The 15,928-nt window shown below is 58.9% G+C and carries 10 protein-coding genes and 2 riboswitches; of the genes, 1 reads left to right on the top strand and 9 read right to left on the bottom strand.

The features are described from left to right. Window positions 1–50: 50 nt before the first annotated feature. From gcvP to apbC, 9 genes are all read right to left on the bottom strand, one after another. A complete protein-coding gene (gene gcvP / locus LKR43_RS00325; RefSeq protein ID WP_227681811.1) occupies window positions 51–2,951 on the bottom strand; it encodes an aminomethyl-transferring glycine dehydrogenase in 2,901 nt (966 codons plus the stop codon). Between the two features lie 3 nt (window positions 2,952–2,954). Next, window positions 2,955–3,335 (bottom strand): glycine cleavage system protein GcvH, encoded by a 381-nt coding sequence (gene gcvH / locus LKR43_RS00320; RefSeq protein ID WP_227681809.1) that lies wholly within the window; start codon window positions 3,333–3,335, stop codon window positions 2,955–2,957. A gap of 62 nt (window positions 3,336–3,397) precedes the next feature. Further along, window positions 3,398–4,492: a glycine cleavage system aminomethyltransferase GcvT gene (gene gcvT / locus LKR43_RS00315; RefSeq protein ID WP_227681807.1), complete on the bottom strand. Its 1,095-nt coding sequence runs from the start codon at window positions 4,490–4,492 to the stop codon at window positions 3,398–3,400. A 56-nt stretch (window positions 4,493–4,548) separates the two neighbouring features. Next, window positions 4,549–4,659: riboswitch (glycine riboswitch) on the bottom strand. A 23-nt stretch (window positions 4,660–4,682) separates the two neighbouring features. Continuing rightward, a riboswitch (glycine riboswitch) is annotated at window positions 4,683–4,770 on the bottom strand. A gap of 93 nt (window positions 4,771–4,863) precedes the next feature. Then, the gene (locus tag LKR43_RS00310) at window positions 4,864–6,135 is read right to left on the bottom strand and encodes an NAD(P)/FAD-dependent oxidoreductase (protein ID WP_227681805.1); all 1,272 of its coding nucleotides are present in this window, start codon (window positions 6,133–6,135) and stop codon (window positions 4,864–4,866) included. A 16-nt stretch (window positions 6,136–6,151) separates the two neighbouring features. Further along, the gene (locus LKR43_RS00305; RefSeq protein ID WP_227681803.1) at window positions 6,152–8,413 is read right to left on the bottom strand and encodes an arginine/lysine/ornithine decarboxylase; all 2,262 of its coding nucleotides are present in this window, start codon (window positions 8,411–8,413) and stop codon (window positions 6,152–6,154) included. Between the two features lie 25 nt (window positions 8,414–8,438). Beyond that, the gene (dcd, locus tag LKR43_RS00300; protein ID WP_227681801.1) at window positions 8,439–9,002 is read right to left on the bottom strand and encodes a dCTP deaminase; all 564 of its coding nucleotides are present in this window, start codon (window positions 9,000–9,002) and stop codon (window positions 8,439–8,441) included. A gap of 74 nt (window positions 9,003–9,076) precedes the next feature. Then, on the bottom strand, window positions 9,077–12,676 hold the full coding sequence (locus tag LKR43_RS00295; protein ID WP_227681799.1) for a translocation/assembly module TamB domain-containing protein: 3,600 nt from the start codon (window positions 12,674–12,676) through the stop codon (window positions 9,077–9,079). Further along, on the bottom strand, window positions 12,673–14,445 hold the full coding sequence (locus LKR43_RS00290; protein ID WP_227681797.1) for an autotransporter assembly complex family protein: 1,773 nt from the start codon (window positions 14,443–14,445) through the stop codon (window positions 12,673–12,675). Before LKR43_RS00290 ends, LKR43_RS00295 begins: the two co-directional genes overlap by 4 nt. Window positions 14,446–14,451: 6 nt before the next feature. Further along, complete coding sequence (gene apbC, locus LKR43_RS00285) at window positions 14,452–15,315, bottom strand: iron-sulfur cluster carrier protein ApbC (RefSeq protein ID WP_255675924.1); 864 nt, start codon at window positions 15,313–15,315, stop codon at window positions 14,452–14,454. A gap of 209 nt (window positions 15,316–15,524) precedes the next feature. Between apbC and LKR43_RS00280 the strand changes: the two genes are divergently transcribed. Continuing rightward, complete coding sequence (locus LKR43_RS00280) at window positions 15,525–15,773, top strand: hypothetical protein (protein WP_227681793.1); 249 nt, start codon at window positions 15,525–15,527, stop codon at window positions 15,771–15,773. Window positions 15,774–15,928: the final 155 nt, after the last annotated feature.

Genomic DNA, 15,928 nt, shown 5'->3' with positions numbered 1-15,928 from the left:
GGTGTCCTGCAAAGGACACCCGACATTGCTTCAGGCCGGCGTTATTCCGGTCAGACCGCAGACGACTCTGCTACTTCGCCTTCAGATGCATAGGCTTCCATGGGCGGGCAGGAGCACACCAGATTGCGGTCGCCCCAGGCATTGTCAACCCGCGCCACCGGCGGCCAGTACTTGCCATCACGCAAACTGGCCAGGGGATAAGCGGCGGCCTCACGCGTGTAATCGTGATGCCATTCAGCCGCCAGCAGCATTTGCGCCGTGTGTGGCGCATTGCACAGGACGTTGTCCTGGGCATCGACCTCGCCCCGTTCGACCTGGGCAATCTCGGCGCGTATCGAAATCATGGCATCGATAAAGCGATCGAGTTCGGCCAGGCCTTCCGATTCCGTCGGTTCAACCATAAGCGTGCCCGCGACCGGGAAACTCATGGTTGGGGCGTGGAACCCATAATCGACCAGACGCTTGGCAATATCTTCGTTGGAGATGCCGCAAGCGTCTTTGATGGGACGGATGTCGAGTATGCACTCGTGCGCCACCCGGCCATTGGGACCCGCATACAGGATGGGATAGTGGTCGCGCAGACGGGCCGCGATGTAATTGGCGTTAAGGATGGCCGTTTCGGTTGCTTCCAGCAGACCTTCGGCACCCATGAGCACAATATACATGTACGAGATGGGCAGAATGCTGGCCGAGCCATAGGGGGCAGCCGAAACCGGGCCAACCTGTGCCTGGTCAGGCAGCTTGCCCGAGGGGTCGAGCACGGCTGGCAGATAGGGTGCCAGATGCGAGCGCACTGCCACCGGGCCCACGCCGGGTCCGCCACCGCCGTGCGGAATGCAGAAGGTCTTGTGCAGGTTCAGGTGCGACACATCGGAGCCGAACTTGCCGGGCTGTGCCAGACCAACCATGGCATTCATGTTGGCGCCATCAAGGTACACCTGACCGCCTGCGGCATGAACCAGCTCGCAGATTTCGGTGACCGCCGTTTCAAACACACCATGCGTGGATGGATAGGTGATCATCAGGGCAGCGAGCCTGTCACCCGCTTTGGCGATCTTGGCTTTCAGATCCTCGACATCGACGTTACCGTTGTTGTCGGAGGCCACCACAACCACTTCCATGCCGGCCAGCTGGGCAGACGCAGGATTGGTGCCATGCGCCGAAGCCGGAATCAGACAAACATTACGCTGATGCTGACCATTGGCACGATGATAGCCACGTATCGCCAGCAAGCCGGCATACTCACCCTGGGCGCCCGAATTGGGCTGCAGGCTGACCGAATCGTAGCCGGTGATTTCACACAGCGCCGCCGACAGCCGCTCGACCAGTTCCTGGTAGCCCCGGGTTTGAGCAGTGGGTGCAAACGGATGAATCTGGCCGAACTCGGGCCAGGTGATCGGAATCATCTCGGCCGTGGCGTTCAGCTTCATGGTGCACGAACCCAGCGGAATCATGGTTCGATCCAGCGCCAGATCCTTGTCGGACAATGCGCGCAGATAGCGCAGCATGTCGGTTTCGGACTGGATGCGCGAGAAAACCGGATGAGTCAGGATGGCCGACTGACGCTGCACGCTTTCGGGTATGCCATGACGGGCCGGCAAGACATGCTGTGCCGAGGCATCCCACGATTTGCCGGCAGCCTTGGCAAACACAGTCAGCAAGCTGTGAAGGTCGGTCTCGGTAACCGTTTCGTCGAGCGACACTGCCACCTGACCGGCATTGACCTGGCGCAGGTTGATGGCCGCCGCCTGTGCAGCCTGGATGACTGCATGGGTTTGATCACCGGTATCAAGCAACAGTGTATCGAAGAAATCCTTGCTGGCAACGGTGTAACCCAGGTCTTCCAGCGAGTTGGCCAGGAAGGCGGTCAGATAAGCCACGCGTTCGGCTATGCGCTTGATGCCGGCAGGGCCATGCCATACCGCATACATGCCGGCCATAACTGCCAGCAGCACCTGGGCCGTACAAATATTCGACGTGGCTTTCTCGCGACGGATATGCTGTTCGCGCGTTTGCAGCGCCAGACGCAGCGCAGGCGCGCCCTGGCTGTCTTTGGACACGCCCACAAGACGACCCGGCATATTGCGTTTGAAGGCATCTTTGCATGCCATGAACCCGGCATGCGGGCCGCCAAAGCCCATGGGCACACCAAAGCGCTGGGCTGACCCGACGGCGATATCGGCACCCCACTCGCCTGGCGCAGCCAGCACAGCCAGCGCAAGCAAGTCGGTGGCGACAGCCACCACGGCACCTTGCGCATGAGCGGCCTCGGTCAACGCGCGATAGTCGCTGACACCGCCCAGGCTATGAGGATATTGCAGCAATACGCCGAAGCATTCGGGCAGACCTTGCGACTCGTCGCCCACCACCACTTCGATATCCAGGCCGCTGGCCCTTGTACGCAGCACTTCCAGCGTTTGCGGATGACAGTGCACGGACGCAAAGAAAACCTTGCTCTTGGCGCGCGAACCGCGACGCGCCAGCGTCATGGCTTCGGCGGCTGCCGTGCCTTCGTCCAGCAAAGAGGCATTGGCGATGTCCAGCCCGGTCAGGTCGGCAACCATGGTCTGGTAATTCAGCAATGCTTCCAGACGCCCCTGGGAAATCTCGGGTTGATACGGCGTATAGGCCGTATACCAGGCGGGATTTTCAAGAATGTTGCGCAAGATGACATTGGGGACATGGGTACCGTAGTAGCCCTGGCCTATGTAATTACGGAACACCTGGTTGCGTGACGCAACCATTTTCAGGTCGTCCAGCGCATCGGCTTCGCTGCGCGAAGCCGGCAGATTCAGCGCACCGCGCTTCAGAATGCTGGCCGGCACGACTTCATTGATGAGGCTTTGTATGTCGGGCGCGCCGATGGCGGCCAACATGGCCGCCTGATCAGCCTGCGAGGGGCCGACATGCCGGGCTATGAAGTCGGAATGAGGGTCAAGATCACGTAACATAAATCAGCTCGCGTCTGCCTGTGCCTCGTAGCCGGCAGCGTCCAGCAGGCCGTCGATATCCGACATGTTGTTGGGCTTGATCTTGAAGATCCAGGTATCGAAAGCCGCCTGATTGATCAGGTCGGGGTTGTCGTTCAGCGCTTCGTTAAAGGCAACGATCTCGCCGTCGACCGGTGCGTAGATATCGGATGCCGCCTTCACGGATTCGACCACACCGGCGGTTTCACCGGCAGCCAGCGCGGCGCCTGGATTGACATCGCCTACAAAAACCAGGTCGCCCAGCTGATCCTGGGCAGTGTCGGTAATGCCAACCAGCAGGACGTCGCCTTCGGCCTTTACCCATTCGTGTGAAGTCGTATATTTACGGTCGCTAGGAATACTCATGATTACCCCTGTAATTGAATAGTGATTGTTTGTTGATGCATGGCTGAGTCCGGCAACCGGAATCAGGCCATCACCTTGCCATTGCGCACGAATGGCATTTTCACCACTTCGGCTGGCACCCATTTACTGCGAATTTCGACTTCGATGCGGTCGCCGGGTTGCGCACCCTTGGGCACGCGGGCCATGCCTATGGATACGCCCATGGTTGGCGACATGGAACCGCTGGTGAGCTCGCCCTCGCCTTGCGCGGTGCGTACCTTCATGTGTCCGCGCATAACGCCGCGCTCGAGCAGTTTGACGCCCACCAGTGTGCTGTCAACGGTCAGGTTTTCCAGGGCCTTGCGCCCGATGAAATCACGCTCGGTGTCTTTCAGCGATACCGTCCAGGCCAGCCCGGACACCAGAGGATTGACCTGCTCGTTCATTTCCTGACCGTACAGATTCATACCGGCTTCCAGGCGCAAGGTATCGCGCGCACCCAGGCCGCAAGCACGGACACCATTGGCGGACAGATCGCGCCACAGGGCTTCGACCTGATCGCCGGGCAGGACGACTTCAAAACCATCTTCGCCGGTATACCCGGTACGCGCCACCAGAATGTCGTCATCGACCATGGCACCGGTAAAGGCAGACAATGCATGAGTGGCGGCTTCCCAATCAGGGCGCACCTCCCAGAACTTGTTGCGGGCGCTGGGCCCTTGCACAGCCACCATGGCCAGATCGCGCCGCGGGGTGATCGTGACATCGAAATTGCCGGAGCGGGCAACGTTCTGGATCCATTCAAGGTCTTTGTCGGCGGTACCTGCATTGACGATCAGCCGCCATTCGTCGGAGCTGAAAAAATAGACGATCAGGTCGTCAATGACGCCGCCTTCGTCGTTCAGCATGCATGAATAGAGCGCCTTGCCTGGTGTGGAAAGCTTGGCAACATCATTGGCCAGCAGGTGCTTGAGGAAATCTTCGGCACCCTCGCCCTGGATATCGATATTAAGCATGTGCGATACATCAAACATGCCGGCATCCTGGCGAACGGCGTGGTGTTCTTCAAGTTGTGAACCGTAGGCAACCGGCATATCCCAGCCGCCAAAATCGACCATTTTGGCACCGGATTCAAGGTGTATGGGATGCAGGCGGGTGTGTTTCAAGGCACTAGACATGGGGACTCCAAAACGGGAATTAAAAAGGACGACGCATGCCATTGATTGCTGGCCAGCACCGCCCTTCTGTCCTTTTGCCTGAGAGTTAGCCCGAGCTTGCGGGTGTTCACCTTCGGCGCCCGCCAACCATGCTGTCAGGTATTGCGGGTCTCTCCAGAGTGCTGCCCTGCAATTTCAGGAACGAAACAACAATACACGAGCGGTACGGGGAACCTGAGCGATTCTGGGCGAATTGCGCCTTCGGTGGCCGAAAACCGGCACTCTCCCACTCTGTGTAATGACAGCAACCGCAAAGAATAACCCGAAAACCCGGGCTCGCCAAGTGAAAGTGGGCCAAAAAGCCCATCCTGCGTCGGGATCCGGAGCGCCCGCTACCCTGCGGACAAGGCCCGGCCACAGGCAACTCCTGAAGCCCAGGCCCATTGAAAGTTGTAACCGCCCAGCCAGCCCGTCACATCCACGGCTTCTCCGACAAAATACAGGCCGGGCACCGACTTCGCCTGCATAGTCTTCTGGTCTATTCCGCGTGTGTCCACACCGCCACGCATGACCTCGGCCTTTTTATAGCCGGCGGTACCGCTGGGAACCAACGACCAGTCATGTATGCGTTCGGCCAATAGTCGCAGCACGCGGTCGGGAACGTCGGCGAGCCTGTGTGACCCCAGGTCGGAGGCGGAAAAATCTTCGTGAGCCAGCCATTGCTCGGCCAGGCGCTTGGGCCACAGGCCAGCCAGCACCGTACCCAGCTGCTGGCGACCGCCCTGCTTGGCCTGCAGCAGCGCCTGCGCCAGATCTTGCTGGGGGGCCAGGTCGAGTCGTATGGCCTCGCCCGGATTCCAGTAACTGGATATCTGCAATATCGCCGGCCCCGACAAGCCTCTGTGCGTAAACAGCAGGTCTTCCAGAAAGGCCTGCTCACGGGGCTTGCCGCCACGCTTGCCACCCTTGGCAGACCCTGCTCCGGCCGGGACGGAGACCTTTACCTGCACCTCAAGGGCAACACCACTCAAGACCGCGAAGTCCTGCCAGGACGGGGCATCGAAAGTCAGGGGCACCAGCGCCGGACGCGGCTCCACCACTTTCAGGCCAAATTGTCGTGCGATGTTCAAGGCGTAGTCGGTCGCTCCCAACTGGGGGATGGCCATGCCTCCGGTTGCCAGTACCACCTGCCCGGCCTGCAGCGTGCCCTGGCTGGTTTTCAAGCTGAATCCGCCGCCACCTAGATCGATGCTCTCGACTTTGCACGGCATGCGCCACGCCACGCCACCAGCATCACACTCCTTCTTGAGCATGTTGACGATGTCTGCACTGGAGTCATCGCAGAACAGCTGGCCCTTGTGCTTTTCATGCCAGGCAATGCCATGCCTTTCGACCAGTTCGATAAAGTCCCGTGGGGTATAGGCCGCCAGGGCCGAGCGGCAAAAATCCGGATTCTGGGACAGGAAATTGGCTGGCCCGGTACCTATATTGGTGAAATTGCAGCGCCCGCCGCCCGATATGCGGATTTTCTCGGCCAGCCGTTGCGCATGATCAATCAGGACCACACGAAGACCGCGCTGGCCGGCCACGGCAGCCGCCATCATGCCGGCTGCACCGGCGCCGATGACGGCCACATCAAAACTGGCTTCTGCCGGTCGACTCATAAGTTGCCGAAAGCCTTTAGTCTTCTTTCAGGCAATCGACGTAATACCGCTCTTTGCCATCGGGTCCGATATCACGGGCCAGACCGTGCACATCGGTCTCGAAACCGGGGAACTTGGCATTGAATTCGCGCGCAAACTTCAGGTAATTCACGATACGCTGATTGAACCGTTCGCCCGGAATCAACAGCGGAATGCCCGGAGGATATGGCGTCAGCAATACACCGGTGACGCGCCCTTCCAGCGCGTCGATCTCAACGCGCTCGGCTTCACGGTGAGCCATCTTGGCGTATGCGTCAGAGGGCTTCATGGCCGGCACCATATCACTGAGGTAGACCTCGGTGGTCAGACGGGCCAGGTCGTACTTGCGGTAGGCTTCGTGAATCTGCTGGCACAAATCGCGCAGACCCATTTTTTCGTAGCGGCGGTGCTCTTTGCAGTAGTCGGGCAAGATACGCCACATGGGCTGGTTGCGATCGTAATCGTCCTTGAACTGCTGCAAGGCCGTCAGCAAGGTATTCCAGCGTCCTTTGGTAATACCTATGGTGAACAGGATAAAAAAGGAATAAAGACCCGTCTTTTCGATGACGACACCATGCTCGGCCAGGTACTTCGATACCAGCGCGGCCGGAATGCCGGTCTCGGCAAACGTACCCGAAATATCCAGCCCCGGTGTCACGATGGTTGCCTTGATCGGGTCCAGCATGTTGAAGTTTTCGGCCAGATCACCAAACCCGTGCCATTCGTCGCCTGATTCCAGCAGCCAGTCGTCGCGATGGCCTATACCGTCGGATACCAGGCGATTCGGACCCCAGACCTTGAACCACCAGTCGTTCTTGCCGAACTCGGACTCAACCTTGCGCATGGCGCGCCGAAAATCCATCGCTTCGGCAATGCTTTCCTCGACCAGCGCCGTTCCGCCCGGAGGCTCCATCATGGCAGCAGCCACATCGCAGGAAGCAATGATGGCGTACTGCGGCGAGGTCGACGTATGCATCAGATAGGCTTCGTTGAACACGTTGCGATCCAGCTTGCGTGTTTCGGAGTCCTGCACGGTGATCTGGGATGCCTGGGACAACCCGGCCAGCAGCTTGTGCGTGGAGTGCGTCGCAAACACCATGGCATCTTTGCTGCGCGGACGCCCTGCGCCGATGGCATGCATTCCATGATAGAACTCGTGGAACGCGGCATGCGGCAGCCAGGCTTCGTCAAAGTGCAGGGTGTCGATCTCGGAACCCAGCGTGTCCTTGATCATCTCGACGTTGTAGATAACGCCATCGTATGTACTTTGGGTCAGGGTGAGAATGCGTGGCTTTTTGTCTTTGGCGTTACGCGCAAACGGATTGGCCTCTATCTTCTTTTGTATGTTCCCGGGTTCGAATTCCTCGAGGGGGATGGGCCCGATGATGCCCAGGTGATTGCGCGTGGGCCGCAGGAACACCGGAATGGCGCCCGTCATGGTGATGGCGTGCAATATTGATTTGTGACAGTTGCGATCAACCACCACCACGTCATCCGACGCCACATTGGCATGCCATACGATCTTGTTCGAGGTAGACGTGCCGTTGGTCACGAAAAAGCAGTGATCCGCATGGAAAATGCGGGCGGCGTTCAACTCAGACTCGGCGACCGGCCCGGTGTGATCCAGCAGCTGACCGAGTTCGTCGACCGCATTGCACACGTCGGCGCGCAGCATGTTCTCACCAAAAAACTGGTGGAACATCTGCCCCACCGGACTTTTCAGGAAAGCCACACCGCCCGAGTGCCCGGGGCAATGCCAGGAGTATGAACCATCGGAAGCATAGTTCACGAGCTCGCGAAAAAAGGGCGGTGCCAGGCCATCCAGGTAGGAGCGCGCCTCGCGAATAATATGCCTGGCCACGAACTCCGGCGTATCTTCAAACATATGAATGAAGCCATGCAATTCGCGCAGGATGTCGTTCGGGATATGTTGCGACGTACGGGTTTCGCCATACAGATAGATCGGAATTTCTTCATTCCGGAAACGCAGCTCGCCGATAAACGAGCGCAGATTCTTGATGGCGTTGGCCACGTCTTCTGGCGAATCAACGTCGAATTCCTCATCGTCGATCGACAAAATGAACGCACTGGCACGGCTTTGCTGTTGAGCAAAGGAACTCAGGTCACCGTAGCTGGTAACCCCCAGCACCTCGACACCTTCCTTCTCGATGGCCGCTGCCAGCGCACGTATGCCGAATCCCGAAGCATTTTCGGAACGGTAGTCTTCATCGATAATAACGATGGGAAAACGAAATTTCATTAATGGCTCCCAGGCCTGGCCCAGACTAAGTGCGAGGCAGCGTTACACCGCGCTGCCCTTGATATTTGCCGCCGCGGTCACGGTAAGAGGTTTCGCAAACTTCATCGCTTTCGAAAAACAGCATTTGCGCGCACCCCTCGCCCGCATAGATCTTGGCGGGCAGCGGAGTGGTATTGGAAAACTCCAGCGTTACATGGCCTTCCCATTCAGGCTCGAGCGGCGTCACATTCACGATGATGCCGCAACGGGCGTAAGTGCTTTTGCCCAGGCAAACCGTCAGCACGCTGCGCGGAATGCGGAAGTATTCCACCGTACGCGCCAGGGCAAAGGAGTTGGGCGGAATAATGCAGACGTCGCCCTTGAAATCAACAAATGACTTTTCGTCGAAAGCCTTGGGATCGACGATGGTCGAGTTGATATTGGTGAATATCTTGAACTCGTCGGCACACCGCACATCGTAACCATAGCTGCTGGTGCCATAGCTGACAATACGCCGGCCATTGACGGTGCGCACCTGACCAGGCTCGAACGGCTCTATCATTCCATTGCCTGCCGCGCTGCGTATCCAGCGATCATTTTTTATGCTCATAGCCCTAACCTTATAACAATGGCGCGTATTTTATCGCTTCCGTACCAAAGGCGTATGACAAGCCTCAACGCCGCTTAATCCCTGGAAAACCAGCGGTAGATCAGTGCCAGCCCATTCACTGTTCCCGCACTGATTTCAGCCGTAAGCCCCCTGGCCAATCGATAGCTGGCCCGGCCGACCGTACCGGTGTCGGACAAAGCCTGCCTTATGCTCAAGGTAACACCACCGCCCACCGCCTTGCTGACTTGTATGAACTTGCGCTCAATGTCGCTGGTGCCGCTATCCAGACCACTGACCACGCTTTCAGCCGGCAGAATGCTGCCCGCAGCGCCCAGCTCGCCCGAACGCATGCTGAGCTCGTCAATACCAAACTTTCGATAGAAAGGTTCGCCGTCACCCAAAAACGATGTACCCACGGAAAACAGCAGCGCCACATCGCCTCCTGAGTCATCCGGCCCGTGCCCCAGCAACAGCCAGGACAACTTTTCGATTTCGCTGACCGCAGGGTAAGACACCAGATCTATGCGCGGCCGCCTTGCGGTGCCTGCCACCCGTACGCCCGCCTCGACCGCCAGTCCGGTACGCAAGGCCTCGATATCCAGCGTGGGACTCGTGATATCTCCCTGGAAAGTGATGGTTCCCCGGCGTAGCTGCAGGCGCTGCCCGTAGGCTTCGATCGCGCCACCACGGGTTCGCAGGGCGCCCACGCCCGTCAGCTTGTCACCTATCATGGAAATCCGCAGATTCCCGACCAGGCCCGAGTTCACGCCATAGCCAGTCAGATAGAAGCGTTTGCCCAGGTCCACTTCCAGATCCATGGAGATGTCCATCGGCACACTGGGCTGCACCTGCTCCTGCCCCGGGCGCAGCACGACGACATCGCCGTCCAGGGTAGGTATGCCGCCCAGCATGTCCAGGCCAAACCACCCCGCATCCGCCGTGATCGATCCGCTGATGGCGATGGATGGCAGCTGTGCCGACAGGCGCAACTTCCCACTGATCATTGCATAGCGGTCGGAGCGCTGCAGAATCGGATAGCGATGCAGGTTGATGTCGACCACGCCTCTTGATTCGAACAGATACCATTCACCTGTCAGCACCAGCTTGCCGTCTTTGGCCTCGGGGTTGGTGCTTACCCATTCTGCGGTGCGCCACTCCTTGGGCTCCACGCGCAGCAGCGCCGGAAAGCTCAACTCTTCCAGGATCAGGCGATCCTCCTCAAGGCGCGCCGACAAGGTGCCATCAAGCAACCGGATGCCATCATCAATACGCACCACCCTGATCTTCTGACCGTTAATGGTGCCACTGCTGCGCCAGCTGCCGTCTGCCTGGCTTTGCAGCTGCAGCCTGGCCTGCACGGCCCCGCCCAGTTCCATGCTGTCATCCAGAAACAGACTGGTCCAGCCCAGATCCCCGATGTCGGCATCAACATTCACAACCTTGGTGTCTTTGGGATTAATACTGAACTGTCCGTCGGGCGAATGCAGGAGCGTTGTCGCGTTGGCCTTGATGCGGCCCATCTTTTTCGTGCGCAACAACAAATCGGCAGTGATGCGACTGGTCGCGCCCTGAGTGGGCTGCGCGTTGATGGCAAGCTCCATGGTTTCCAGGCCCAGCGGGAATGGCGGCTCGGCAGGGACCATCACATCGCCTGAAACGCGCTTGATATTTGCCTGTCCGGCCAAGGCACCTGCAAACCGCAAGTTCCAGTCTGCTGCCAGCACAATTTCCGTCCCCGCATTGGCCTTGGCATTTCTGAGTTTGACACCGCCCCTGTCCAGCTTTTCCTGGTCCGGTATTTCAAGCAACTTCTGGATATCGTCGATCAGGCGCTGCGACACCTGCAAGCGATCAATGGCGCCCTGTGTCTCCCAGCGCCCCTCCCCACCGCGCGAAGCCTGGTGCTGAAGCGTCAGCACATTGCGCGAAGACATCAGGAGCTCCAGACGGGTACTTCCGACCTGCCATTGCCAGGCTGGCGCCAACACGCCCGGAAAGAAACTGATGGGTACCTGCTCACCTGCCTTGAGTCCAAGACTGGCGTGCTCGGCCTCCAGTGTTGTGAGCGTGCCGCGCCATCCTTCAGGACTGTCGGGCGAATTGTCGGCACGACCCCAGCTTCCCTCAAGCGCAATATGGGCGCGCATAGGCGCCTTGCCCAGCCCGCCCTCCCGGCTCTGCTCCGGCGTGTACTGCCCCCTCAGATTGGCTTCGTGCCTGGCCAGCTCTCCGGCCACCACACCCTTGAGCTCGGCACCACCAGGCAAATCAGGCCAGAAGGCATCCAGATCGGGCGCCGACAAATCCAGATTGATGCGGCTGTCCGTCATGCCCAGCGCGCCATCGGCCTTAAGCCGGTTCTTGCCCAGTCGCAGATCCATGTCGACTTCGGCCAGTCGCAGCCCCTTCCAGAGCGGATCCTGGGCCACGTCAGGAACGGGCTCAATCCCCGCTTTGGCCTGCGCGGCGGGATCCTCGACCTCTGCCACAGGAGTACGAGCCGACTGCCCGCTGTTCACGATCTGCGACTTCAGGTGTCCCGCCAGGGCTTGCTTGTTCCAGCGTGACCCTTCCCGAATATCCAGATCCACGCGCCCCTGCTGGAAATCGGTGTGATCCAGCAGTTCGACATCAAAATCGGCCGCCATAGTCAGCAACAAATCTGGAATGACGTCCCCCACCAGTTGCCCCACATTCAACTTGTCGGTACTGACTGTGCCCGTCAATCGGTCGCGAATACCTGCGTCTTCGGTACTTGTGGCCCAGTTCACCTTCGCCTGCAGGCCCGAGCCGTCAGCCAGCTTCAGTGCAGCGACCGCGTCTTTCAGGGGAAACACGCCGCGTGGCGTCAGGTTCGCATCGACGTCCACCTTCATACCCTGCCCGTTACCGTTCAGCACCACATGCATGGCTTCCAGGCTGCCATCCAGTGTCGTGTCGATGTCCAGCGTGCAGGCCACGGACTGCGGCTCGTCACCCTCGCCCAGTGCAGGCAGATAGCGATGGGCACACAAGGGCGAATCATTGCCCTGCCCCTCTATATTGGCGGTAAGCTGCGCCTGCAAGGGCCAGGGGTCACTGAGGTCCAGCAACTTGACCTCGCCCGAAAGGGCGGCCTTCAACTGTTCGTGCCCGACATCCAGACTTCGAATCACCAGTTGTGCTCCCGACTGATTCAGCGCAAGCGAAGTCGACAGTTTGCCGACCTGAACCGGCAGAGGCTCGCCATCGAGCGTTACCTCGAGCTCATCGACAGCCAGGCTGTCAATCGCCAGGCGAACGGGCAGCGGCGGCATGCTGAATGGTTCGCCAGGAGTTTCTTCCCCCGAGCTCTGCAAATCCAGTTGCAGTGAACCCGCAGACAGGTCGGCGATATGCAGACTGCCATCCACCAACTCGTGCCAGAGCGCCTGCAGGTGAAAATCCTCGAGCCTGACGTTCGTGCCCGGCAAGACCAATGAATAGTGGCCTACGCGGAAACCGTCCAGCACCGAGCCCGAAATACCACTGGCCTGGCCCTCGAACTGCTCTGCCACGGTAATCAGGGCCCAACGCGTTCCGGCCGGGGTACCCAGAACCCAATAGCCAAATCCGCTGGCCACCGCAAGCAGCAGGACAGCCAGCGGGCCGGTCCAGATGAAAATGCTGCGCAGCCATTTCAACAGCCGACTCAAAATGCAATACCCAGCGAAAAGTGCAACCTCAGGCGCTTGTCACGCTCTCCGTAGGCCACATCGACAAAAAAGGGTCCTGCCGGCGTACGAACGGCCAGGCCTACGCCTATGCCCAGCGCCGGATCCATATCGCCGAACGATTCGGCGGCATCACCTATATCGATAAAGTAGTTCATCCCCAGCATCTCGGTGAAATAATGGGTGTACTGAACACTGGCCACCGCCAAGGCCGGCGCACCGACCACTGCATCGCCACGATCCAGCCCTATGGTTTGATAGCGATATCCCCGTATGGTTCTGGCGCCACCTGTGCGATAGCTGAAATCTTGCGGCAAACGCTCGGTGTCGGCCCAGACCTTGCCGATCTCGCCGCGCACAGTCAGCACATCACGACGCCCTATCGGCCACCATTTCTGCAGCCTCAGACTGGACCGATAAAAGGGCTCGCCCCGGTCCAGCGTCATGCCGGCACCAACGCCAAAATCAATCAGATTGCCTTCCCGCGGGTCATATTTCTTGTCAACATCACGACGCAGCCACTGCCAGGTGGCCACTGCCGAGGGCACTTCGTAATCGTCATAGCCATCGATCTTGGTCGTGTCGTGGGCAACGCCCAGCGCCCACTGCGTTTCGTACTCGACGCGGCTGTCACCTGCGGCCTTGCGCTCCTGGCGACGCTTCCAGGCTGCAGCCACCCGGCGGTTGTCCACGCCTTCCACATCAGAGTGCTCAAACAACACGCCCACACTGTCCTTGTAGCCGTTGGACGTGGGGGGCAGATGCACATCGAAGAAAGCACGCTGATTGTCTTTGTCTACGCCTGCACCGGTTTCTATCCAGACCGGCTTGCCAAAGACAACATTCTGCCGATACAGGCCTTCCACCCGGATCCCGTGATCGCTGTCGGCACCTATAGAAGTCGTTACCCGCCGGGCCGGCGCCTCGGAGACTCGCACGTGTACGGGCAACTCAAGCTCGTCGTCGGCCAGCACACGATGGGTGGACTCATCCTGGTCCAGCGTCACGAACGCGCCGCGAAAGAAAGAGGTGGACTGCAAGGCCTGCTGCCACTCGTCCAGCAGGTCCTGATCATAGGGATCACCCGGCGAATATTGCACGTAGCGTTCAATCAGGCTGGACGGCACCCGCTTCAGGCCACTGACCGACATGGGCCCCAAGCGCACCCTGGGACCGCTGGCCACCTCGGCAAACAAAGACGCGCTGGCCTTTTCCGCATCAATAGTGGCCTGGGTATTGATCAATCTGGCGAAATAAAAATCCTTGCGACTGACTTCATCCAGCAGGCTGACTTTGGCGTCGTGCCATGACTCGTTGATGAAAATCATGCCCTCTTTCAAAGGCCATTGATCCTTCAGCGTTTGCACGCGTCCGGCAAACTGCGGCCGGGTAATCTGACCCTTGAAGTTCAGGTTTACGCTGTCTACCTGCGTGCGCTCACCGGGTTCAATGACAATGTCCCAGGTCTCACCCGCAACGTCTTCACCGACCTCGAGCGTGACCGTGGGTGTGAAATAGCCTTGCGTTTCAAGAGCGGACAGCGTGGCCTCACGTGCACGACGGCGCAGGCGCGCCACCTCGCCACCGTCCTGGTCTTCGGCCAGCCGCACTATGGCCTCGACCGCACCGTTTATGGACTGGATGGCAGCCGGAGGTACGCCGCCGGGGTCGATCACCACCTCGGGGCGTGCGGCATGGGCGCACTGCACAGATGCCCAAGCCAACACCAGACACCCGATCTGCCGCCGCATATCGTTTTATACCTTGCGCGCCACGACTTTGGGCATGTTGGCAGAGTTGTCAGGCGGTAATGCGGCCACGTTGGCTGCGATCTGCCTGGCAATTTCGTGATAAGCCAATGCCGCCTTTCCTTCAGGTTCGGCCACCACGCTGGGTGTACCCGAATCAGTCTGGGTACGGATATTCATGGCCAGAGGCAACGCCCCCAGCCATGGCAGGTTGAACTCGGCCGCCATATCGCGTCCGCCGTGCTCGCCGAAAATGGCTTCGGCATGGCCGCAGTTGGTGCAGACGTGCACCGACATGTTTTCAATAACGCCCAGCACCGGCACATTGACCTTCTGGAACATGCGCAAGCCACGACGTGCATCGGCCAACGCCAGATCCTGAGGTGTCGTCACGATCACCGCACCGGTCAGAGGTACTTTCTGGGCCATGGTCAGGGCGATATCGCCCGTACCCGGGGGCATGTCGACAACCAGATAATCCAGGTCGTCCCACGCAGTCTGGTTCAACAGCTGGACCAGCGCCTGGGTGACCATAGGCCCGCGCCAGATGGCCGGCGCATCCTCATCGATGAGAAAGCCTATGGAGTTGGCCTGCAGGCCATGACCGATCAGCGGCTGCATGGTTTTGCCGTCGTCACTCTTGGGCTTGCCAGACAGCCCCAGCATCAGCGGGACACTGGGTCCGTAGATATCGGCGTCAAGCAAGCCGGTGCGCGCACCCTGCTGGTGCAGCGCCAGGGCAATATTGACGGCCGTGGTGCTTTTTCCGACGCCGCCCTTGCCCGACGCAACAGCGATGATATTGCGTACACCGGGCAGAGGCCGGAGACCTGGCTGAACCGCGTGACTTATAACTTTTTCTTTTTGATTCATATGCTTGCGCGACAATCCCAGCGCTCCTAAAGCGGTTTCAATATGTTTCTTCACTTCAAACTCCCATTGTGCGAAGGAGGGCCGAAGGGTACAGTGATAAATATATCCGGTCCTTCAACAATGATTTCACAGGTTTTCAACGTAATGTAAAGCTAAAGAATAGCGGATTAAGGGAATCTTTTTCCCGCGTTGGGGTCTACGTAAGCAATATGAATACATTTAATCAAATTATCCGAGGCATTCTCTTCTTCTTCCTTGCCCTTTTCGGCATGGCAGCGGCGTTAATCTTCATGATTTCGACGGCAATTGCCGTCGGCATACTGTATGTGGTCGCCCGTATCAAGGGTCGTCCGTTCGGTGTCAAGGCCTACTGGGCTGAAAGACGCAAACCTTCTTCCCCGCAAAACATCTTTAAAAACAAAGATATAACCGACGTTGAAATGCGCGAGATTCCATAAACCGCCATAATCGGCACAGCGCTCGCGCAGCGCTGTGCCGCCATTGTTGCACCCGCGCGGCCAGGGCGCACAAATTAACAATTCTTCACCAAAAGTGGGCTTTCGCCAGACGGGCTAAAATCACAGATCGTCTTCTCTGTTTTCTTTATGCCTAC

It is taken from the genome of Pusillimonas sp. MFBS29 (genome assembly GCF_020687695.1).
Classification (GTDB): Bacteria; Pseudomonadota; Gammaproteobacteria; order Burkholderiales; family Burkholderiaceae_B; genus Pusillimonas_C.
This window is presented reverse-complemented; position numbering and strand designations above follow the sequence as displayed.

Coding starts and splice junctions, on each gene's coding strand:
- gcvP (WP_227681811.1), bottom strand. CDS start 2,951: ATGTTACGTGATCTTGACCCTCATTCCGACTTCATAGCCCGGCATGTC.
- LKR43_RS00305 (WP_227681803.1), bottom strand. CDS start 8,413: ATGAAATTTCGTTTTCCCATCGTTATTATCGATGAAGACTACCGTTCC.
- dcd (WP_227681801.1), bottom strand. CDS start 9,002: ATGAGCATAAAAAATGATCGCTGGATACGCAGCGCGGCAGGCAATGGA.
- apbC (WP_255675924.1), bottom strand. CDS start 15,315: ATGAATCAAAAAGAAAAAGTTATAAGTCACGCGGTTCAGCCAGGTCTC.
- LKR43_RS00280 (WP_227681793.1), top strand. CDS start 15,525: ATGAATACATTTAATCAAATTATCCGAGGCATTCTCTTCTTCTTCCTT.
- LKR43_RS00310 (WP_227681805.1), bottom strand. CDS start 6,135: ATGAGTCGACCGGCAGAAGCCAGTTTTGATGTGGCCGTCATCGGCGCC.
- LKR43_RS00290 (WP_227681797.1), bottom strand. CDS start 14,445: ATGCGGCGGCAGATCGGGTGTCTGGTGTTGGCTTGGGCATCTGTGCAG.
- gcvT (WP_227681807.1), bottom strand. CDS start 4,492: ATGTCTAGTGCCTTGAAACACACCCGCCTGCATCCCATACACCTTGAA.
- gcvH (WP_227681809.1), bottom strand. CDS start 3,335: ATGAGTATTCCTAGCGACCGTAAATATACGACTTCACACGAATGGGTA.